The 19,716-nt window shown below is 63.1% G+C and carries 20 protein-coding genes and 1 tRNA gene; 10 read left to right on the plus strand and 11 right to left on the minus strand.

Going from position 1 to position 19,716, the window contains the following annotated elements:
• The first annotated feature begins 279 nt into the window (after positions 1 to 279).
• Positions 280 to 834 carry a hypothetical protein gene (locus tag AC1DLO_RS09150; RefSeq protein ID WP_476889960.1) on the plus strand — a complete coding sequence of 185 codons (555 nt, stop codon included), beginning with the start codon at positions 280 to 282 and terminating at the stop codon, positions 832 to 834.
• A gap of 7 nt (positions 835 to 841) precedes the next feature.
• Here AC1DLO_RS09150 and AC1DLO_RS09155 read toward each other — a convergent pair whose 3' ends face one another.
• Positions 842 to 1,717, minus strand: a complete 876-nt coding sequence (locus tag AC1DLO_RS09155; RefSeq protein WP_476889959.1) for a caspase family protein — start codon at positions 1,715 to 1,717, stop codon at positions 842 to 844.
• A 189-nt stretch (positions 1,718 to 1,906) separates the two neighbouring features.
• Here AC1DLO_RS09155 and AC1DLO_RS09160 point away from each other — a divergent pair, with 189 nt between their 5' ends.
• A complete protein-coding gene (locus AC1DLO_RS09160; protein WP_476889958.1) occupies positions 1,907 to 2,278 on the plus strand; it encodes a sec-independent translocase in 372 nt (123 codons plus the stop codon).
• Positions 2,279 to 2,282: 4 nt separating this feature from the next.
• Here AC1DLO_RS09160 and AC1DLO_RS09165 read toward each other — a convergent pair whose 3' ends face one another.
• On the minus strand, positions 2,283 to 4,004 hold the full coding sequence (locus AC1DLO_RS09165) for an amidase (RefSeq protein WP_476889957.1): 1,722 nt from the start codon (positions 4,002 to 4,004) through the stop codon (positions 2,283 to 2,285).
• Positions 4,001 to 5,047, minus strand: coding sequence for an agmatine deiminase family protein (locus AC1DLO_RS09170; protein WP_476889956.1), 1,047 nt, complete (start codon positions 5,045 to 5,047; stop codon positions 4,001 to 4,003). Before AC1DLO_RS09170 ends, AC1DLO_RS09165 begins: the two co-directional genes overlap by 4 nt.
• Before the next feature lie 150 nt (positions 5,048 to 5,197).
• On the opposite strand from AC1DLO_RS09170, the gene AC1DLO_RS09175 reads away from it, so the two are divergent.
• Positions 5,198 to 5,833 carry a TetR/AcrR family transcriptional regulator gene (locus AC1DLO_RS09175; RefSeq protein WP_476889955.1) on the plus strand — a complete coding sequence of 212 codons (636 nt, stop codon included), beginning with the start codon at positions 5,198 to 5,200 and terminating at the stop codon, positions 5,831 to 5,833.
• A 9-nt stretch (positions 5,834 to 5,842) separates the two neighbouring features.
• Here AC1DLO_RS09175 and AC1DLO_RS09180 read toward each other — a convergent pair whose 3' ends face one another.
• The gene (locus AC1DLO_RS09180; RefSeq protein WP_476889954.1) at positions 5,843 to 6,829 is read right to left on the minus strand and encodes a LacI family DNA-binding transcriptional regulator; all 987 of its coding nucleotides are present in this window, start codon (positions 6,827 to 6,829) and stop codon (positions 5,843 to 5,845) included.
• Positions 6,830 to 6,976: 147 nt separating this feature from the next.
• Here AC1DLO_RS09180 and AC1DLO_RS09185 point away from each other — a divergent pair, with 147 nt between their 5' ends.
• From AC1DLO_RS09185 to AC1DLO_RS09195, 3 genes are read left to right on the plus strand one after another with little or no spacing between them, the layout of a single operon-like run.
• A complete protein-coding gene (locus tag AC1DLO_RS09185; RefSeq protein ID WP_476889953.1) occupies positions 6,977 to 7,192 on the plus strand; it encodes a hypothetical protein in 216 nt (71 codons plus the stop codon).
• Complete coding sequence (locus AC1DLO_RS09190) at positions 7,189 to 8,685, plus strand: sodium:solute symporter family protein (protein WP_476889952.1); 1,497 nt, start codon at positions 7,189 to 7,191, stop codon at positions 8,683 to 8,685. The genes AC1DLO_RS09185 and AC1DLO_RS09190 overlap by 4 nt, the downstream gene beginning before the upstream one ends.
• Before the next feature lie 41 nt (positions 8,686 to 8,726).
• Positions 8,727 to 10,331: an amidohydrolase gene (locus AC1DLO_RS09195; RefSeq protein WP_476889951.1), complete on the plus strand. Its 1,605-nt coding sequence runs from the start codon at positions 8,727 to 8,729 to the stop codon at positions 10,329 to 10,331.
• On the opposite strand, the gene AC1DLO_RS09200 is transcribed toward AC1DLO_RS09195, so the two are convergent.
• Genes AC1DLO_RS09200 through AC1DLO_RS09215 form a run of 4 tightly spaced genes read right to left on the minus strand, consistent with a single transcriptional unit; the run spans position 10,328 to position 14,191 of the window.
• Complete coding sequence (locus tag AC1DLO_RS09200) at positions 10,328 to 11,185, minus strand: ribokinase (RefSeq protein ID WP_476889950.1); 858 nt, start codon at positions 11,183 to 11,185, stop codon at positions 10,328 to 10,330. The genes AC1DLO_RS09195 and AC1DLO_RS09200 overlap by 4 nt on opposite strands.
• A 46-nt stretch (positions 11,186 to 11,231) precedes the next feature.
• Positions 11,232 to 11,741, minus strand: coding sequence for a nucleoside deaminase (locus tag AC1DLO_RS09205; RefSeq protein ID WP_476889949.1), 510 nt, complete (start codon positions 11,739 to 11,741; stop codon positions 11,232 to 11,234).
• 11 nt (positions 11,742 to 11,752) lie between these two features.
• Positions 11,753 to 12,730 carry a nucleoside hydrolase gene (locus AC1DLO_RS09210; RefSeq protein WP_476889948.1) on the minus strand — a complete coding sequence of 326 codons (978 nt, stop codon included), beginning with the start codon at positions 12,728 to 12,730 and terminating at the stop codon, positions 11,753 to 11,755.
• Positions 12,731 to 12,763: 33 nt separating this feature from the next.
• Positions 12,764 to 14,191, minus strand: coding sequence for an MFS transporter (locus tag AC1DLO_RS09215; protein WP_476889947.1), 1,428 nt, complete (start codon positions 14,189 to 14,191; stop codon positions 12,764 to 12,766).
• A gap of 159 nt (positions 14,192 to 14,350) precedes the next feature.
• Here AC1DLO_RS09215 and AC1DLO_RS09220 point away from each other — a divergent pair, with 159 nt between their 5' ends.
• Positions 14,351 to 15,136, plus strand: coding sequence for a GntR family transcriptional regulator (locus AC1DLO_RS09220; RefSeq protein ID WP_476889946.1), 786 nt, complete (start codon positions 14,351 to 14,353; stop codon positions 15,134 to 15,136).
• 87 nt (positions 15,137 to 15,223) lie between these two features.
• Here AC1DLO_RS09220 and AC1DLO_RS09225 read toward each other — a convergent pair whose 3' ends face one another.
• The gene (locus AC1DLO_RS09225) at positions 15,224 to 16,003 is read right to left on the minus strand and encodes an SDR family NAD(P)-dependent oxidoreductase (RefSeq protein ID WP_476889945.1); all 780 of its coding nucleotides are present in this window, start codon (positions 16,001 to 16,003) and stop codon (positions 15,224 to 15,226) included.
• 79 nt (positions 16,004 to 16,082) lie between these two features.
• Positions 16,083 to 16,697 (minus strand): TetR family transcriptional regulator, encoded by a 615-nt coding sequence (locus AC1DLO_RS09230; protein WP_476889944.1) that lies wholly within the window; start codon positions 16,695 to 16,697, stop codon positions 16,083 to 16,085.
• A gap of 163 nt (positions 16,698 to 16,860) precedes the next feature.
• On the opposite strand from AC1DLO_RS09230, the gene AC1DLO_RS09235 reads away from it, so the two are divergent.
• The gene (locus AC1DLO_RS09235; protein ID WP_476914464.1) at positions 16,861 to 17,745 is read left to right on the plus strand and encodes a ScbA/BarX family gamma-butyrolactone biosynthesis protein; all 885 of its coding nucleotides are present in this window, start codon (positions 16,861 to 16,863) and stop codon (positions 17,743 to 17,745) included.
• 4 nt (positions 17,746 to 17,749) lie between these two features.
• Here the strand turns inward: AC1DLO_RS09235 and AC1DLO_RS09240 are convergent, their stop codons facing one another.
• Complete coding sequence (locus AC1DLO_RS09240) at positions 17,750 to 18,406, minus strand: ScbR family autoregulator-binding transcription factor (RefSeq protein WP_260404716.1); 657 nt, start codon at positions 18,404 to 18,406, stop codon at positions 17,750 to 17,752.
• A 33-nt stretch (positions 18,407 to 18,439) separates the two neighbouring features.
• Here AC1DLO_RS09240 and AC1DLO_RS09245 point away from each other — a divergent pair, with 33 nt between their 5' ends.
• Complete coding sequence (locus tag AC1DLO_RS09245) at positions 18,440 to 19,390, plus strand: NAD-dependent epimerase/dehydratase family protein (RefSeq protein WP_476889942.1); 951 nt, start codon at positions 18,440 to 18,442, stop codon at positions 19,388 to 19,390.
• 232 nt (positions 19,391 to 19,622) lie between these two features.
• Positions 19,623 to 19,698 (plus strand) — tRNA-Ala (locus tag AC1DLO_RS09250).
• The last annotated feature ends 18 nt before the right edge of the window (positions 19,699 to 19,716 follow it).

The raw sequence follows: 19,716 nt of genomic DNA on the forward strand, positions 1-19,716 counted from the left end.
GCGCAAGACCCCTTGCTCCAACGAGGTAGTGTCTGGAGCCCGGCCGGAAACTGGGTCATCCCTGCGGTGTACATCGTTCTCGGGGCCACAATCATTGTCCGCTCCGGAGTCATTGCGCTGCTGTTCCAGAGGTGACCGACACGCCCTGGTCCAAGGACGGCGCGGACTCTCCGGTTCCTGGAGACCCGGACGCTGCAGGGCGTGCAGGGTTCTCCCATTCCGGGGTGATATGACTGCGAGTGGTATTCAGCCGGAAGTGCGCAGGAGGATTGACAGGGTATGTTCCGAAGTTGGTTTGTTGTCAGTGCTCTGCTGTTGCTTTTCGGGGCGGCAGCTGTGTTGGGTTTCGGAGCCATCTTCCGGGCCACAAGCGTAGCTGCCCGGATTGAGGCGGCCGCCGCAGGAGTCCTGGCCGCGGCGATGGTGGTGGTGGGGCTGGGATGGGCGCCGCTCGCCGTCGTGCCGTTGGGGGTAGTGATCGGCCTTGTCTTCGTTTCTTTCGCCGCGAGAATCGTGTACCAGGGGAAAGTGCCCGGACAGACCGGTCGATTCTCAGCGATCTATGGCGCGCTGATGACGGCCTTTTCAGGCTGGGTGCTGCTTTCCGCGGCGAGTGGAACTGGATCGGCTTCGGATCATCCAGCACACGAACTCGGGGCCATCCTTGTTGACATCATGGGAGCCCTGCTCATGCTCTTCGCGGCCACAGGGTGGCTGCTGGGCACGTTCGCGATGCCTGCCGAAAGCAAATCGCATGCTGTCCCTCGCCTGAAGGGGGTCCGCGAGGCCCTGATGGCTGCTGGGCTCGCCGTCGCGTTCTACGCCGTCTCCTAGGCCAGTCTCAGGATCCCCAACTGGCGTTCTTTTGGGCAGCAGTGGCCTCCAGCTGCACCACCTGGTCGAACCGACCCTCCTTGAGCGCTTTCGAGACAGCCTTGAGCAGCTCGGCTCTGGACAAGGAGTGATCCGTCTTGAGGGTCCTGACGAAATGGTAGGTGAATGCTCCGTTGTATCTGCCGTCAATGAACGCATCTGTGGCGGTCTGGTCGTCCCTGCACGCGGCCATCAGCACCGCTTGTCCGCCGTCGGCGCCTTGGGTGCGCTCGGACAGTTCCTTCAGTGACTGCTTTCGGGTGGTCTCGAGGTTCTCCACGTCCCTTAGTCCCTCGGGGGTCGGGGGCGGCAGGAATCGGGGGCGCCGCCCCGGGATCAAGTCCAAGGCGCGCAGGCCGGTGCCGCTGTGGCACGTGTCCAGGACAACGTCCATGCGTGCTGCGGCGGGAAGGCGAAGCAGCAGTTCGTGCAACTCGTCGTCGATGATCACGGTGTCCTTGTTCCAGGAATCGCCGGCGCTGTCGATGTCGTAGCACGCGAAGCATTCGTCCAGGCCGTCGGCCTCATCGCCATTCGTGTCCGGGATCTGCGTGCCGTGGCTGGAAAAGGTGAACACAATCTGGCCTAGGTCTCCGCTTTCCGCGCGTTCCACCAGCCCGGTCAACGCCCCAAGGACGGCCGTCTTTGACGCTTCGGCATCGACCAGGACCGTGACGTCTTCAGGGGCGAAACCGTATTGCTCCCGCAACAGGGCCGCGAGGTCGTTTGCGTCGTTGACGCACCCGTGGAGCCAACTGCTTTGCGGCAAATTCTTGAAGGTGTTGATTCCCACGCACAATGCGGCGCGAGTGGGATTTGTCTTGTGTACGGCTGTTTCGCTCATGAACCCACATCCTCATCCGGGATAGCCCCAAGGAACCACGGCTGCCGAGTACCCGGCGCCACCATCGTAGTCCTGTTGGACCTTCTTGCGCCTTCGAAATCCCGGACACGTTTCTTGAGTTAAGTGAGGGCCATCGGAGCTGGCCGGACGTCAACGCGAACGGCCCAACGGCAGCTCTAGAATGGATCCATGATCGACATTTCGGTCGAGAAGGTGGTCCTTCTCCTGATCATCGCTGTGCTGGTTCTTGGACCAACGAAACTTCCCGAGTATGCGAGGAAGTTTGGACGGCTTATCCGCAAATTGCGGCGCATGGCCTCCGGCGCGCAGGAGAAGCTCCGCCAGGAGCTCGGCCCGGAATTCGAGGACATCGATTGGCGCAAAATGGATCCACGCCAATACGATCCGCGCCGGATCATCCGCGAAGCACTCTTGGAGGAAGAGGCCCCTCCGCAGCCTGTCACCTCCATCCAAACACCGCCTCCGGCGTCGCCTCCTGCCCGCCCGGTTGTGCGGTTGGCGGCCGGGCAGAAGGCTCCTTTCGACGACGAGTCCACCTGATCCGTTAGTCGAGGCGCGGCGTGCGCGGGGGAGCGGTGCGGCGCGCGCCCGTGGCTTCGAAGGCTGCGGCCAGGGCCAGGAGTGTGGTGTCGTCGTAGGCGCGGCCGGCGAAGGTGAGCCCTACGGGCATGCCAGTATCGGTCATGGTCCCCATAGGAACCGTGACGGTCGGGATGCCTAGGTGCCGCGGAACGAGGTTGCCATTGGCGACCCAGACGCCATTGCGCCAGCCGAGGTCAGCTGAGGCGTCGTTGCGGTCCATGTCGGCCGGTCCGACGTCGGCTGCCGCAGGGAAGATGACAGCGTCCAAGCCGAGGCGGTCCATCCATTCCTCGAGGTCCACCCGGCGGGTCTCTTCGAGGCCGCGGAGGCCTTCTTCGAGGTGGGGGATATCGGTGACGGAGGATACCCGGTGTGCACGGATGTGCGCGGGGTAGTCGGCAATGTCGTCGTCGAACCCGTCATAGCGGTCCGGGAGCGCGCCTTTGGGGTGCGGGAAGATCGCGGTGCCGTCGACGTCGGCCAGGCTGTTAAGCGCCGGATCCCCGTTTGCCGAGAGGAAGTCGTCCCAGGCCCACGCCGAGAGATCGACGATTTCTCGTCGGAGGAACTCCGGGCTCACCAGTCCGCGGGTGGCGATAGTGGGTGAGCCAGGACGGTCGCCCTCGTAGTTGGAGACGGCGGGGAAGTCCACGAGTACTACGTCGGCTCCTGCTGCTTCGAGGTCGCGCCGCGCGGCTTCCCAGAGTTCGATCACGGAATCGCGCGTCTGGATGCGTTGGCCGGTGGGTCCGCCGATGCCGGGGGTTTCGCTGGTGCCTGCGTCAGGGTCTGCATTGATGTACATGCGCGGCACCCCGAAGCGCTTGTCCTTCAAGGCCGAGCGAGCGCCGGCGGGGCCCGCAGGTGCTAGTGACGGGTAGGATGCCGGACGGACCTGGGATGCGGCCGGTATCTCAACCCACGGCTGCGCGCGCCAGAAGTCGCCGCGGGTTTCGGCGTCGTCGGCAACAATGACATCCAGCAGTTCCAAGAGGTCTGCCATGGTCCGGGTGTGGGGCACCACCACATCCATGGTGGGGACCAGGGGCCAGTTGCCTCGCACCGAAATGACCCCGCGCGAGGGCGTGTACGCGCACAAGGCATTGTTCGACGCCGGTGCGCGCCCACTGGACCAGGTCTCCTCGCCCAGACCGAAGGCTCCAAAGCTCGCCGCGGTCGCGGTTCCCGAGCCGTTCGAGGAGCCGGAACCGAAAGCCGCGGTGAGGAAATCGCCGTTGTATGGGCTTTCGGCGCGGCCGTAGACGCCGCGCTGCATGCCGCCGTTGGCCATCGGCGGCATGTTGGTCAGGCCGATGAGCACGGCGCCTGCCGCGCGGAGGCGCTCGATGGTGAAGGCATCGCGCTGGGCGATGAGGTTTTCGAACGCGGGGGAGCCCGCAGCGGCCGTGAGCCCCTTGGCCAGATAGCTGTTCTTGGCGGTGTACGGAATGCCGTCAAGGGGCCCGAGGGTGGTGCCGCTCGTCCGGCGTTCGTCTGAGGCGCGGGCGTCTGCGAGCGCCTCCGGATTCATCACCACGAGTGCGTTGAGTTTGATGCCGTTGCGGTCGTATGCGTCGATGCGGTCCAGGTAGGCCTGGGTGAGTTCCTCGCTGGTCACCTGGCCGGTGTCGAGAGCGGCCCGCAGTTGCGCGATCGAGGCTTCGACGACGTCGAAGCGGCTCATCGTGCCACCGGCCCGTTGAGCTTGGGTTGCTGCTGCGTGATGCAGTGGATGCCTCCGCCCCGGGCAAGGATCGGCCTGGCGTCGAGGGTGACGACGCGGCGGCCCGGGTAGGCCTCAGCGAGGATCTCGGCGGCCAGCGCGTCAGCTCGCTCTTCGCCGTACCCGCAGGCGATCACGCCGCCGTTGACCACAAGGTGGTTGACGTAGCTCCAGTCGACGAAGCCTTCTTCGTCGCGCAGGGTTTGAGGCGCAGGCAGCGGAATGATCTCGAACGGCTTGCCTGTGGCGTCTTTCTGGGTCTCGAAGAAACGTTGCAGGGTACGGCTGACCTCGAAATCGGGATGCTCGGGGTTGGTCTGTGAGTGCAACAAGACCCGGCCGGGGGAAGGCAGGGTGGCAACCATGTCGATGTGGCCGCGCGTTCCGAGGTCCTCGTAGTCACGGGTGAGGCCCCGCGGTACCCACACAGTGTGCGTGGTGCCCAGCGTTCGGGACAGTTCCGCCTCGACGCGTGCCTTGTCGGCGTAGGGGTTCCGGGCTGGATCCAGCTGAACCGTTTCGGTGACGAGCACGGTGCCCTCACCGTCGATGTGGATGGCTCCGCCTTCGTTGACCAGCAGCGAAGCGACCAGTTCCGCACCGGCCTTGTCGGCGACGAAGCGTGCCATCCCGGCGCTCTTCTGCCACTCGGACCAGGCCGGCGCGCCCCAGCCGTTGAAGATCCAATCCACTGCGCCGAGCACGCCTGGACGTTCGTCGTCGACGACAAAGGTGGGCCCGACGTCACGCATCCAGAATTCGTCGAGCGGTGCTTCAAGCTGCTCGATCCCGGAGCCGAGCATGCGATTGGCCCGGTCGCGTTCGCTCGGGTCGACCACCATGGTGACGGGTTCGAATTCGGACACGGCGTGCGCGACGGCGGTCCAGGTGGCGTAGGCCTCTTCCGCTGACGCCGGGTCGTCGCCCAGCGTCAGGCCGGTGCGGGGGAACGCCATCCAGGTGCGCTCGTGTGGTGCGGTTTCAGCTGGCATTCTCCAGGCCATGGAAGTCTCCTGTGGGTTTTGAGGTAGTTGCCCGCTGGCCAGGGCGTCCTTGCCTTGGCTTGGGGCAGAGCATTTTCGATTCGGCGTGTTGAGGATTTCTTATTGATCGCATGATCAATAGGTTGAAAACTTACTTTAGACTGTTGTGTGATGTCAAGCACCATACAGAAACGCACTGGGCGGAAGACGCCGGCCGAACGCGCGGCCGAAATAGCCGAAGCTGCCAAGGAAATAGCGCTTGAGCAGGGGCTTTCGGCCATCACGCTGCGCAACGTCGCTGCGCGGGTGGGCGTGGCTTCAGGCCTTGTTGCGCATTACCAGCCCAATGTGGATGCCCTGGTGGCTGGTATTTTTGCGACCATCGTAGCTGCGGAGACTGACGAGGTTTCGGGTCTCCTCGATCGATTGCCGACTCCCTTGGAGCGGCTTGGGATGTTGCTCGAGACGCTCATGGATAACAGCCGTATCGACGTCACGGCCATTTGGGTCGAGGCGTGGACCCTGGGGCGCCGGAACGAGGCACTTGCGGCTTGCGTCCGTGAGCAGATGGATGCTTGGCAAGAAGTGGTGCAGGGCGTTGTCGAAGCGGGGATCGCGGCCGGTGAGTTCGAGACTTTTGACGCTCCGTCCGTAGCCTGGCAGATCCTGGGCATGGTGGATGGCCTGAACGCGCAGGCTTTGGTGCGTTGGGACGGCGTCAGCGACCGCGGTACGCACCTTGCCCGCGCGGTGGAAGGCATGGTGGGCGCGGCCCGCGGTTCGCTGGTACCGCCTCCGGCTGGATAGCTCGTCGGCTCATAGGGCGAAACGCACGCTCGCGCCGTCGAACCATCGGTGAATGGGCTCTCCGTCCGTTTCCCGGATGACGACGTCGAGGAGTTCGGTTGCGGCCGCCCCATACTTCCGTGCGGCGAGGTCGATCGACGTGATGTGGGGGTTCCCGGCTTCGAGGGAAGGAATGCCGGCGAAGGATACGAGGTCGAGTTGCTTGCCGAGCGTGAGGCCGCGGCCTTCGAGCACAATCTGGCATTGCGCGGCATGTCCTTGGGAGCCACAAACAATGGCGTCGGCTCCACCATGGTCGACGGCGTCCGTCACGGCGGCGACCAGCTCGCGCGGGCTTGCGTTTGCTCCGACCTCGTACACCCTGGGCTCGATGCGCTTGTGGCGGCACCAGTCCAGGTAGGTGTTGCGGGTTTCGACAGCCCATGATGACGAGAAAGCGTCGTCGACGGCGATCAGTGCCGGACGTCGTCGTCCGCGGGATAGCAGGTGGTCCAGGACGGCGGTCTGCAATTCAGCGTGGTGGGCCTCTAGTGTTCCCCGCACCCGTTCCTCGCCGGGGCCGGCGTACTTGCCGACGGTCACGGTGGGTACGCCCTCCTCAAGGAGGGCGGCCACGAGGGATTCGCCCGGCGCTGGATCGATGGCGATCACGCCGTCCACCTGGAACGCCCGCTCCGGGGAGAACTCGCGCGCGAAGAGCATGACATCGTAGTCGGCTGCAGAAGCTCCCTCGGTGACTCCGAAAGCGAAGTCCATGTAGAAGGCCAGGCTGCGGGCTACGGGTGGGATGTATAAGCCGATGGTGCCGATGCGGCTGACCCGGAGGCTGCGGGCTGCGCGATTGGTGACGTAGCCGAGGCGGTTGGCCGTCTCGCGGATCAGTTCGCGCTTTTGATCGGAGATCCGGCCCGTGCCGCCCAAGGCGCTTGAGACTGTCGTTTTCGAAAGGCCAAGTTCGCGCGCAATGTCCACAATCGTCGCTCTGCTTCTCGCCATGTCCTCATCCTAGGCCGACCGGCTCTACCTCTTGACATTGGGCGATGCCCGCTCCAGAATTTATTTGCGGGAACGTTCCCGCAAACCATTCCAGCTCTTGAAAATCTCCGTATTCGGCCAATGATGTCCCGGAAGAATGGAAACCCAATGTCCACACCCGTTTTGACTTCGGACAGTAGAAGTCACGTTCGCAGGACGATCTTCGTGGTAGATTTCCTGCTCCTGCTCGCTCCGCCTGTGCATTGGCTGTTCAGCGACGGACAGTCCTCCGTCTGGTACTTCCTGGTGGCTAATGCGTTGGTGACCCTGTCCCTCTTCGCGTTGTGGAAGGCCAGCGGCAATGAAGGAGGGGAATCGGCATGAACATGGTGATCGGTTACGGCGCTATCCTCCTCTTCACCGCGCTGGTGGTGTTCGTCATGAACCGTGGTCGGCGCGGGGACTCCTCCATGAGCGACTACGCCACCGGCGGACGTTCCTTCAACTCCTGGTTCGGAACGATGTCCTTCCTCAACACATGGCTTGCCGGGACGGTGTTCATCGCCTTCGCCGGGCTGAGCGCCAGTGCGGGCGTCATGGGCATGTACTCGCTGTCATATTCGCTGCTCAGCGTGGTGTTGATGTTCTTCCTCGGTACACCAGTGAACAAGTGGGGCCGGATCCATGACCTCCGTACGCAGGCGGACCTCCTGGGGCTGCGTTATCACTCCCGGTCCGTGCGGGTCATCGCGGCGGTCATCGGCGTCCTGGCCTCCGTGCCCTGGGTGGTCCTCGGCATGCAATCGCTGGGCCTTGTCTTCTCCACGCTTTCCTTCGGCCAAGTCTCTCCATACTTGGCCGTGATGATCGGCGTGCTCTTCATTGCCGCCCGCCAGATCTGGACTGTCAAGCTCGGGACTCGCGGAATCATCATCAGTGACATGGTCCAGGGTCTCTTCGCCTACGGCATCGGATTCCTGGTGATTCTGGGCCTGCTGGTCTGGCTCTTCGCCAACGGCCATGGTTTTGGAGCGATCGCACCCCAACTTCTTCAGTTGCCAGGCCTGAACAGCCCCGCCGGAGCGCTCTATCTGTTCTCCCTGATCTTCACCGGAATGATGGGTGCCTGGTGCTGGCCGGACCTGTTCGTCCGCATGTTCAGCGTCCGGTCCCCGCGCACGGTCCAGAAGTCCGCTTTGCAGGCCGCGCCGCTCCTGTTCATCTTCTCCGCAGCGCTCACCACCATGTCCCTGCTCGCCTCAAGTGTCCCAGGGGTGTCCGATGCCCCGGACACCGTGTGGTTCATCATGGCCGGAATCGGAGGCGTTGGCCTGGTTGCGGTGGCGGGGATATGCGTTGTCGCAGCCACCATGGGCAACGTGGGTGCCAACCTCCAGGCGCTCGGCACCCAGATCGCCAACGACGTGGTCGGAGCTAGGAGCGGGGAACGCGTTGAATCCTCCAAAGGTGCCAAGATCGCCGTCGCCGCGGTCACGGTTGTCTCCGCAGCAGTAGCCCTCGCAACAGCGAACCAAGTCTCCGGGTTGATTGTCATTGCGTTCGTGTCCTATCAAGCCATCTGCCAGCTCGCCCCGACCCTCCTCTTGGGCATTTTCTGGCGCCGTGGAACCGCGGCTGCGGCCAACGCCGCCATGGTCTCCGGCATCCTGGTGGCCGCGGTGCTTGAACTCATGTACCCGAGCCCCCTGTCTATTCCGTGGCTTGGAGGACTCACCTCGGGCGTTGCAGGCCTGATCGTCAACCTCACCGTCTACTTAGTGGTCTCCCTGGCCAACCCTGCGACACAGGCCGAACAGGAACGCGTCGATTCCCTCTTCGCGGACCTGAAGCGGGAAACCGTCACGATCAGCCGCTAGGCATGTTCACCACCACCAAAGGAATTGCCAAGGAGAATGCCATGACAGCAGCCGAAACGATCATCCTCGCCGGCCGCATCCACACGCTTGACCCCCAAACGGAAGGCGCAACAGCGATTGCCGTCAAGGAAGGCCGCCTCCTCGCGGTCGGCAGCGCCGAGGATGTCGAAACCTACCGGGGCCCGGGAACCGCCACACTGGACTATGGGGCCGCCACCATCGTCCCCGGCTTGAACGACAGCCACACCCACGTGGTGTACGGCCTCGAGTTCGCTCGGGGCGTGCAGTTGACAGACCTCGGGCCGCTAAACGAAGTCAAGAGGATCATTGGAGAGGCCGCTCGCGCGGCCGATTCAGGCGAATGGGTCATTGCTTGGGGCCTGGACCCCAACCTCTTCACCGAAACCGGGTTCAATGGCAAGGTGTTCGACGACGCCACGCGCGACGTGCCCATGTTCCTGCGGATGCGTGACGGCCACTCCGCCATCATCAACTCCGCCGCGCTCGCGGCCGCCGGTATCACCGGCGCGGTCGAGTTTGCCGACGAGTCATGGATCGACGTCGACGACGACGGCCAACCGACTGGCTACATTGTGGAGTTCAGTGCCCTGGACCTCGTCACAAAGGCCATTCCCCAGGAGAGCTTCGAACTTCGGGCGGAACGGCTCGGGACGCTCCTGCGCGAGATGGCCGACGTCGGGATCGCTTCAACGCATGTCATGGACTTCGTCGAAGGTTCGGCTGAACTGGCCGCCCGCCTTGAGTCCCCTGGAGAGTTGCCGGTGCGCCTGCGGTTCTCGCCCATGGTCAACGCCGGTGTGTCTCGAAGCGAGCTGGAGGAGATTGCCGCGCTCCAAGGCACCGGAGGCCGGCGCTGGAAGGTCGAAGGGGTCAAGTTCTTCATCGACGGGACCATCGACAACGGCTCGGCCTGGCTGGAGCAGCCAGACATCTACGGCGAGAACAACGAATCGGTATGGACCGACCCGGAGGACTTTCAAAAGGCCCTGAGGTTCTTCGTGGAGCGCGGAATTCCCACCGCCACGCACGCCATCGGGGACCAAGGAGTCCGCTACGTCCTCGATGCGCTCGCCGCCGCTGGCGAGGACCGCTACCGGGCAGCGCACCGGATCGAGCACATCGAGACCATCCCGGACGACGTCGTCGCGCGTTTTGCCGAACTCGGTGTGGCAGCGAGCATGCAACCCGTCCACGGAACGCACCACACCCGCGCAGACCGCAGCGACAATTGGTCGGTGCGGCTAGGCGCAGAGCGGGCATCCCGGGGCTGGCGTTGCCGGGACCTCCGTGAGGCCGGGGTGACGGTGGCCCTGGGGTCCGACTGGCCGATTACCCCCTATGATCCCCGTGCCATGATGGCGGATTCCATCCTGCGCAGGCCGGTTGAACAGCCGGAAACGAAGCCCATACAGCCTGAACAGGCACTCACCCCACTCATGGCCTTGGAGGGATACACGACGCACGCGGCGGCAGCGGCCGGGCTGGGAGCTGACTCGGGTTCGATTTCCGTCGGCAAACGCGCAGACCTCACCGTCTTTGAGAGCGACCCCCTTGCCCTCGCACCGGAGGATTTGGCGCGGGCACGCGTGCTCACCACGTTCCTTGACGGTATTCCGACGCGCTAGGCGCGCCGGACGGAACGCCCATCCACGTAATGGTCCAGCCGCTCGAACTCCGGTTGTGAAAGTTCGCTCCCGACGGCGGCGGCCCCCACCGCGCAAGCTGTCGCCAGGCTGCTTTCCTCACCCAGACCCGAGGCCAAGGCCAGCACAAGTGCTGCGCAGAAGGCGTCACCGGCACCCACACTGTTCACGACGCTCGTCTTGGCCGCGGGCGCATGGGCGGTCTTGAGCCCTTGTGAGTACATGGATGCCCCGCCGGCGCCGTACGTCACGGCCACCCGTTTGGCGTTCCGGAGCTCGGGAATGAGTTCGTACTCGGACTCATTGACGATCACCAGGTCACATCGTTCCAGAAGCTCGGCTGGAAGCGTCTGGGCCGGCGCCGCATTAAGGGCGAAGAACCCGCTGGTACGGCGCGCGGCTTCCAGCACGGTTTCGACGGCGATCTCCAGCTGTGCGAGGACCGGCCCACCGTCGGAGAGGTCGGCGCCATCCAGGGAAACCAGAGTGTTGGCGCCAGGCGCAACGGCGATCTGGTTTTCACCATCGCTGTCGATCACGATCAACGCCGTGCCCGTAGGCGCGGAGACCTGCTCCACTGCCGAAATATCAACCCCTGCCCGCTCCAGGGCCTCCATGAGGAGCCGGCCATCCGGGTCCTCGCCCACCGCGCCCACCATGCGGGCCGCACCCGCCAGCCTTGCAGCGGCCGCGGCTTGGTTGCCTCCTTTTCCGCCGGGCTGGCGGGTAAGGGTGCCTCCGCCGATGGTTTCGCCGGGGGAGGGGAGGCGGTGGACGCGGCACGTCAGATCGACGTTGAGGCTGCCAACAACTGTGATCGTGGTGGGGATGGGCATGAGTTGTCCTTCTAGTGGTGCTGGATGGCGGTGTCGGGTTTCCGGTTTAGTGCCAGAAGCCCACATGGACTTCTGTTGCCTCGGGAAGGGGGACCGGACCCGTCACCATGACCTTGTGGCCGCCGCGGGCAAAGACTTCGCGGCAGGGGAGATCGAGGGTGGGCACTCCGGACTGTTCGGTGACGATCGAGGCAAGATCCTTCTCGGACAAGGCATAGACCACACGTCCGATGCCCGCCCAGTAGATGGCTCCCGTGCACATCGCGCATGGTTCGGTGCTCGTGTACAGGGTGCTGCCGGCCAATGCCCCGGCATCAAGCGTCGTGGCGCTGAGACGGACCAAATTGGTCTCGGCATGCCCGGTGGGATCGTGTTCCGTGTTGACAGTGTTCGTGGCCTCCACAACGGTCCCGTCCGGGGCAAGCAGGATTGCGCCGAACGGGTGATCGCCGCGGTCCCGGGCCGCCCGGGCGAGGGAAATGGCGCGGTGCAGCAACTCGAGGTCGGCCTGGCTGGGCTCGGTGCCGGAAGACGCAGCGTTCTCGGAAGTGTTCATCGTAAAGCCTTTCAGCTGGCGGTCGGCAGGGACAGGATTCGCTCCAAAAGGTGCGCAGCGGCGTCGCCCTTGACGGACAACACAACCCGGGACGCCCGTTCCGGCACTTCCCGGCCGTTGGCGGCTCCGCCGTCGAACCGCTCACAATGGGTTTTGCCGCGCCCGGCACCTACGCTCGTGTCCACCGTTATTCCGACGTGCGGGGCGTCGTCGAGCTCAAGGGCACCGACAGCGATGGCCGCTGCGAGGGGATCGTGGAGGGCAGCGCAGCGCTCGCCGAAAATCGTGGTGTAGAAGGCGAAGTACTGGTCCAGCATGCCGGACAGTGCGCTGGCCACTGCATGCGCGGAAGCCGCAAGCGCCGCCCGGTGGGTCTCGTCGAAACGGTGGTTCATCGTGACGTCCAAGGGGACCAAAGTAACCGGCCAGGCAGCATCCATCACGGCGGCCGCGGCCTCCGCGTCATTGAAGATGTTGGCCTCGGCGGCAGGGCTGATGTTTCCGCGCACAAATGCGGCTCCGCCCATGATGGTGACATCGCGGACGAGTGCCGGGAGCTTCGGGTCCAATTCCAGCGCGAGGGCCAGATTGGTGAGCGGACCGACAGCGATGACGCGCAATTCGCCGGGATATTCGTGGGCGAGGCGCACAAGCATTTCTGCGGCAGTCTCTGATTCGGTCTCAACCCCGGACTCGCCCAAGGTGATCCCGCCGATGCCGTTGTGCCCGTGAACGTGGGGAGCCCCGCCGTCGAACGTGCCGGTGAGGGGATCGTGGGCACCCACGGCGACCGGAATCCCGGTCCGGCCGGCGGCATGGAGCAGGTTCAGGGTATTGCTCGCCCCAACGGCGGCGCTCACGTTTCCGCTGACGGTTCCGATCCCCGCCAGCTCAACCTCGGGACTCGCCAACAGATAGGCGATTGCCAAGGAATCGTCGATGCCGGTATCGCAATCGAGATAGAACGGCTGCGGTGTGGTGGTTGTCATGGTGCTCCTTCGTAGGTGGGTGACGGGGTTGCGTTAAGCATGGGCGACGACGACGGCGGGAGCCGCTGCGGCGCTCGCAGGGACCGGACGGAGGATCAGTGAAGCAGCAAAAGCTGCGAGGGCAAAGCCCGCGGAGATCCAGAGGGCCGTTTGGTAGCCGGCGATGGTTCCGGCGGCGACTGACGGTGCGACGACGGCGATTCCCACGCTGGCTCCGATCCCGAAACAGGCCCCGTTCAGGCCGGGCACGGAACCGGGTGCCGATTTGGGCGAGTTCAGCACGGCGATGCCGCTGACAGTGCTTTGGAACTGGCCGAGGTACAGGATTCCCATGATGATCAGCAGGGCGAAAACCATCCAGCGATCTCCGGCGAAGATGGCGACCGCGACCGCAGCCACGACGATCAGCCCGCTGCTGATCCGCAGCGCCTTGAACCAGCCGATGCGCTGCGCGAACCAGCCGGAGAACACCGCGGTCAGCACGCCAACGAACGCTGTGGGGGTCAAATACAGGAGGGCGGACATTGAGGCTGACAAACCGTATCCGGCCTTAGCGTCCTGGCTGAGGAGGATCACGGTGAAGTTGAGCGCCGAGAAGATGCCGGCGAGCGTCAGCACCGTACTGGCCAGGACGGGCCATACCTGGCGGGACCGCAGTTGCTCGATGGCGATCAACGGACGGGCCACCCTCTTTTCCACGGAGACGAACGCAAGCCCGGCAATCACGGCGCCCGCGAGATAGCCAAGTGTCCAGACATCGCCCCATCCGGAGGTAGAAGCCTGTCCGATCAGGTTGCTCAAGAGAACCAGGAACGTTCCCAAGGTGCCCGCGCCCCACCAGTCCATGCGCCCTTCACTCTTGCGGGCCGAGCTTTTGGGGACCACGACGGCGACCAAAATGATCGCGATCACGCCCACGCCGAGGACCAAGACAAAGAGGAACTGCCAGCCGATCGTGTCGGTGATGAAACCGCCCAGGAAGCCGTCGAGTCCGCCGATCCCGCCGTTGACCGCCGAGATAACCCCGACGGAAATGCCGAAGAGACGCTTGCTGAAGCGTTCCGACAGGAGCAGGAAGGAAATGGTGAACGTGGCGCTCGTTGTGCTTTGTAGAACCCTGCCCACGAGAAGGATGGTCAGGTTCGGCGCCAACAGGCAGAGGACCGTGCCGCACAGCATCAACGTGAGGACGATCAGGAGGGTGCGTCGGCGTCCCAGGAAGTCGCTCCAGCGGGAGAACGCCATGCCGAGGACCGCTCCGGTCAGGAAGAACAGCGACTGGACCTTGGCCACGTTCTCCGTGGATTCCTGAAAATGCGCGGTCATGGCTGGCAGGGCCGCGGAGAACAGGCTGGCGTTGAGTTGGTAGCTGAGAATCGAAAGGATGAGCGTGGCGATGAGGACAGGCACTCGGGCTGCTTTGCGCCGGTGCGGAAGCGCGGTACGCGGTTGGGTTGTCATGGACAAACTTCCTTGTTTGAAACAAAACGGCTTCGGGAGGCGGCTCGATGCAGGTGTGGCGCAGAGCACAAGGTGGCTTATATGTGAATCATACACGCTTGTTATACAAGCTTGGAATACCCATCGCGTAAACTCTCAATATCGACGAAGGGAGTCATCTTGGATCGCAGTGCTGAAGCCGTTCTTTCGGAACCTTTGGATGCCTCGGCCAACATCCCGCTGCGCGTTGCGGTGTACTCGCGCATCATGAGCGCGATCCGCGCGGGGCTCTTCCCCGTTTCGTCGCTATTGCCTTCGGAAACGGACCTTGGTTCTGCAATGAAGGTCAGCCGGACAGTGGTCCGGGAGGCCCTCATGCTTCTCGAAGAAGACGGCTACGTACGCTCCCGGCGAGGCATTGGCCGTTTTGTGGCCACCCGGTTGCCGCGTGTAGGCCTCGAGCGGATCAGGCCCATGGAGGAGATCTTGGCCGAGGCCGGTTCCGGCGTCCAGGTCTGCCGTACGCAGCATGTTCTGCACCCGTCGTCGTCGGTGTTCACCGCCGAACCCCTTGGCATCCGCGAAGACGAGCCTTCCTGGTTCTTCGAGAGCGTCCTCAAGCGCGACGGCTCACCCATTGCCCTGGTCCAGGAGCACGTGGCAAGGACGGGGGCGCTCACTGAAGGTGATCCCGAAGCGGCACGGGCCGTCGCGGACGACATCGGGCAAGAGGCGACGCTGTTGGCCAACCTGATCTCCGCCGTCGGCCCGGCCTTTGGTCCCGGAGAGACGGACATCGCGGCCGGCACTCCGGGCGTGGCGCGCGGCGCGCTACTTGAGCTCGATGCAAAGGACCCGGTACTGATTTTGACCCAGACCGTGGAACATTCCGGCCAGGTTGTCTACCTGGCAAAGACACTCGTCAACACAGGCATCGTTCAAATAGGAATCATCCAGGGAACCTAGGGTGCCAGGCTGCCCGTTGTCGTGTGGTAGCCCAACTGACTGGCAGTAGGTGTCGTTTTGAACGCTCAAAACGACACCTACTGCTTGCTAGTTGGCCGGACGGACGGCCCGTCCCGCGGCCGCGATGACCAACTTCTCCGGGAGCAGCTTGACGGCCACGCGGGCTACAAAGGAGTTGAGTCTGCCGTCCACGACGCTCGGCTTGTTCGCGCGGATCGCGGACAGGGCGGTGTCCACCACTTGCTCGGGAGTTCGCATGGATCCGGCGGCTGCCGCCTCGCCGGCGGTTTCGAAGAAGGGCGTGTCCGTGGCGCCCGGGCAAACCGCAAGGACCTTCACGCCCGTGCCTTGGGTTTCGGCCCAGAGCGCCTGGGTGAATGAAAGCACGAACGCCTTTGTCGCGCCATACACGGCCATGTGGGGAATTGGCTGAAACGCCGCCGTACTCGCGATGTTGATGACGGCACCTGTGGCGCGCTCGACCATGCCGGGCAGGTATCGCGTTGTTGTTCCGACCAGGGTGGAGCAGTTCAGCAAGATCTGTTCGCTGAAGCGATCGGCGTCGGCGTGGAGAACTTGTCCGTGTGTTCCGAAGCCTGCGTTGTTGACCAGGATGTCCACCGTGAGTCCCAGGGCTCCGGTGGCGAGATGGAGTTCCTTGGCTGAGTCCGGCAGGCTCAGGTCCATGGCCAGGACGGTCACTTCGGTGCCGGTTTGACGGAGTTCGCGTGCTAGCTCGTCAAGTTTGTCCTGGCTGCGCGCAACCAGTATCAAGCGGGCGCCCTCAGCGGCCAGCCTTCGGGCAAAGACTGAACCGATGCCTGTGGACGCTCCTGTGATGAGTGCTGTTTGGGTTGAGATGTTCATTTCTACTCCTAATAAACTGACTGTGCGGTTTGTTTTTTGGCTAAAGGTGGAGGTCTTTGGTTTTTGGCATGACGCTTTGCTAGCTGGAAATGAACTGCCGCTCGAGGATTTGCAAGAGAAGTGTCGCGCGCCGTTCGAAGGCGTCGAGATCCCGGGGATCGAGGGCATCGGTGACGGACTTCAGTCCATCGAATGCGGCCACAATCACCGTTGCGGCGTCACTGGGATCTCCCGAAAACGTCAAGACGCCACTTGCGCGGCCCCGTTGCAGGATGCCCGCCACGAGGTCCACCCAAGCGGCCAGCGGAGAGGTGCCCCCTGGGTGGCCCTTTACTGAGGCCAGCTGATTGGCAAGGTGCACCACGCCCCACGCCGAAGAGTCGCTCAGGACGGTTCTGACCATGAACTCCCCGAGATTGCGCAACTCCTCAGGTGGATTGTTCTTGCTGAGAATTTCCTCCTGGACGCGACGCAACCAACGTGCCTTTTGCTCGTCGACGACGGCCTGCGCCAACAATGCTTTCGAAGAGAAATGAAAATAGATGGCTCCCTTCGTGAGCCCGACTTCGCGGATGATGTCGTCCATCCGGGTCTGCTCGAAGCCTTTTCGCGCAAAGACATTCGCGGCAACCCGAAGGATCTCACTGCGTGTGGCTGCGCCCTTGGGGGTGCTGCCGGTGTCGCCAATGTCCATAGGAACAAGCTACAAACCGACTAGAAGGTTTGTCAATGTCGCGGGGTTGAGCCTCTTCGATAACCCCGTGAGGCCTCCTAACCGATAAGATTTGGTCGTTTAATGGTGAGCGCAACAGCAGCTTTGGCTGGACTGGCAGGTTCTGGGAGGAATGGGGGACCGGATGAGCGATGTGGCGCTTTTTGAAGCATCCGTCCGGCGGGAGCTTGTTCATAAGCGCTCCGTTTCGGAAGTCTTCTTGACTGACTTTGTTCAATCAAGTTCCCGACGGTTCGTTGCGGGAGCGCAATGGCCGCGATGGCACGTGTTTTATGGATCGCGGGACGGTTCACCGGATTCTGCGCTCATGGCTGAGACGTTGAGGCAGGCAGTCATCTTCTTGTCCCATTTGTGCGGAGTTCCCTTGACGCACAAATTCATCATGCCCCACATGGGCATTTCCGTCGAACCCACGGCTCTGGATCCCCTGGTTCCTGCGCAAGTCGCCGTCGAACTGGATGTCAAGGACATGAAACTTAGTGCCGGGCAGCTCTCTGCTCTGACAGTGTCGGCACGGTTCCTTGTTGACGGCACTGCCATAGGGGAGGGGACAGCAGGCGCCCGCATTGTGAATCCGGCGACGTACGAGCGATTTCGTGGAACGGTCCCCACGGAGCCGCCCGCAGCCGGCGAAGACTTGCTGGCCTGCGCCGACGTCGGGCATGCCACCCAGCGGAACGTGATGCTCGGGCAAAGCCGGCGCCCGCTCGTCTGGCCGCTGAGAGTTGATCCAACCCATCCCATCTTCTTCGACCATCCTCTTGACCACGTCCCTGGAATGCTCCTGGTGGAGGCTGCGAGGCAGGCTGTGCGCGCAGCCTGTTCACGACCGGATGCGGATTTTGCCGTGTTCGAGGCGGACTTCACGAAGTTGGTCGAGTTCAGTTATCCCGTGGATGTTGCTGTGACCCCGGTCGGGGAAAACAACGCCCACGCTGTCATGAGGGTTCGGATGCGGCACAACGAGGAGACCCTGATGTCCTTGTTGGCCCGGGTCAAAGTCCCGTGACAGTTCAGGGAGTCTCTGCGTCGTGAGGCTGGATCGGCGCGATGGCCGGCATGATGAAACGCCACATGTCGTCAATCCGCTTGAGAACGTCCCGTCGTTCGGTCAGCACGTTGGAAACCATTTGGACGCCCGTGAAGGACGCAACCAGGTACCGGGCGAAGTCTGCGGCATCAATATCGGGCCGGACGTCGCCCTCCAGTTGTGCTTGGCGGGTCAATATCTCCATGGTGGCGACCCAGTCAAAGTAGGGGCCCTTGACATCTCCGTTGAACGCCGAGGCCTCAAATGTCAGCCGAATGCCTGCCCGCACGATTGGCTCATCAAGCAGTTGTTGCCCGAATGTCCTGCACATGGCGATCATTGTCTCCAGTGCCGGTAACCCGGCGGCGGCAATCTTCTCGCCCGCGACACGCACAATGTTGTGCTGTTCGGCGATGACGGCGAGCGCCAGGTCTTCCTTCGACTTGAAATGGAAGTACAGCGCGCCCTTGGTGACGGAGGCGCGCTCCGTGACGTCGCTAAGGCTCGCATTCCCGTATCCGACCTCTTCAAAGATCGAGGCTGCTCCCTCAATCACTGCTGTTCGGGTGGCTTTGGCACGTTGTTGCATGATCAGCGTGGAGACCTCTCCGGTTTCTGCATCCGGGATACTTGAGTACATGAATCCGACTGATCCCGCGGACCGGTGAGGGCAATGCCAACGTCTGTTGAACACGCGCCCCGGATTTTGGTCCTGGGTTCATCCGGCTTCATTGGAAGTCGGGTCGCAGCGTCGCTTGCCGGATCCGGAGGGGCGCACGTTGTGGCGCTCTCACGAAAACCCCGCATCGGGCTACGAAACCATAACGCTACCATTGTGTCCGCCGACATTTCGGTTCCTGGGAGCCTGATCCCAGTCCTGGCAAGTACGGATGTCGTAGTCCACGCCGCATCATATGTGGGCTCCGACCCTCGTCTTGCCCATGAGATCAACGAACTTGGCACAAGCAACGTCATTGAGCAGTGCCGGCAAGCCGGTGTTCACCGGCTGATCTACGTCAGTACTTGCAGTGTTTACGGGACTGGCCCCCACCGCGGCCTCCTTGAAACCGAAGCTCGCTATCACCCGGCCTCCGTGGCCAGCTCCAGCCGCGCCATAGCGGAGCAAATGGTCCTCGCCTACGGGGGTGAAGTAGTTCGTCCAAACCTCGTGTTTGGAGCGGGAGACCGGTGGTTCGTTCCGGGCCTGCTCAAAGTCATGAATGTGGCTGGCGGGTGGCCCGGTGATGGTTCGGCGTTGCTCTCGCTCATCGGTGTGGAAGCGCTGGGAAGGTTGATTTCCGGGCTTGCGCTGGCTCCTCGGCAATCCGGACAAGCTTTCCACGCTGCATATCCGGAACCCGTTCCGGTGTCCCTCCTCTTGCGAAGCGTCGCTTCGGCATTTGGCGTGGAGTACCCGAGGTTTCTGGGGAATGACGAACGTGCGGGCGCGGCATTGCGGGCCGCGGGATTCACCGGCCACCAGGTTGACTTGGTCACGACGGACCATTGGTACTCCTCTGAACGTCTTTGGCGGATCTCGGGGTACAAGCCGGAGACATTCCGCGGCGCCCTTGCTGAATTTTCTACCTCCTGCTTGGTCTCTCCGGCGCCCGGCGCGTCATAAACCGGTTGAACGGTTTGTTTAATGGCGATACTGACTCTACTCTTTAAAGCAGTGGCTCGTTGTGTTTTGAAGCAACCAGCTGAGGGCAGGAATGGGGGGAGGTGCGGCCGAGTAATCGACCGCACCTCATCTGTCCGAAGCTGACGGCGTTCGATTTCCTATCTCACATCCTTGTGGTTTAGTATTGACGAGTTGCTCCGGCGCGGATGGAAGTTCCCGGCGAGCAAAGTTCGGGGCTGTGGCGCAGCTGGTAGCGCACCTGCATGGCATGCAGGGGGTCAGGGGTTCGAGTCCCCTCAGCTCCACCATAGAGGCCTTATTCGAAG

Source organism: Arthrobacter sp. 01T419 (assembly GCF_056398865.1).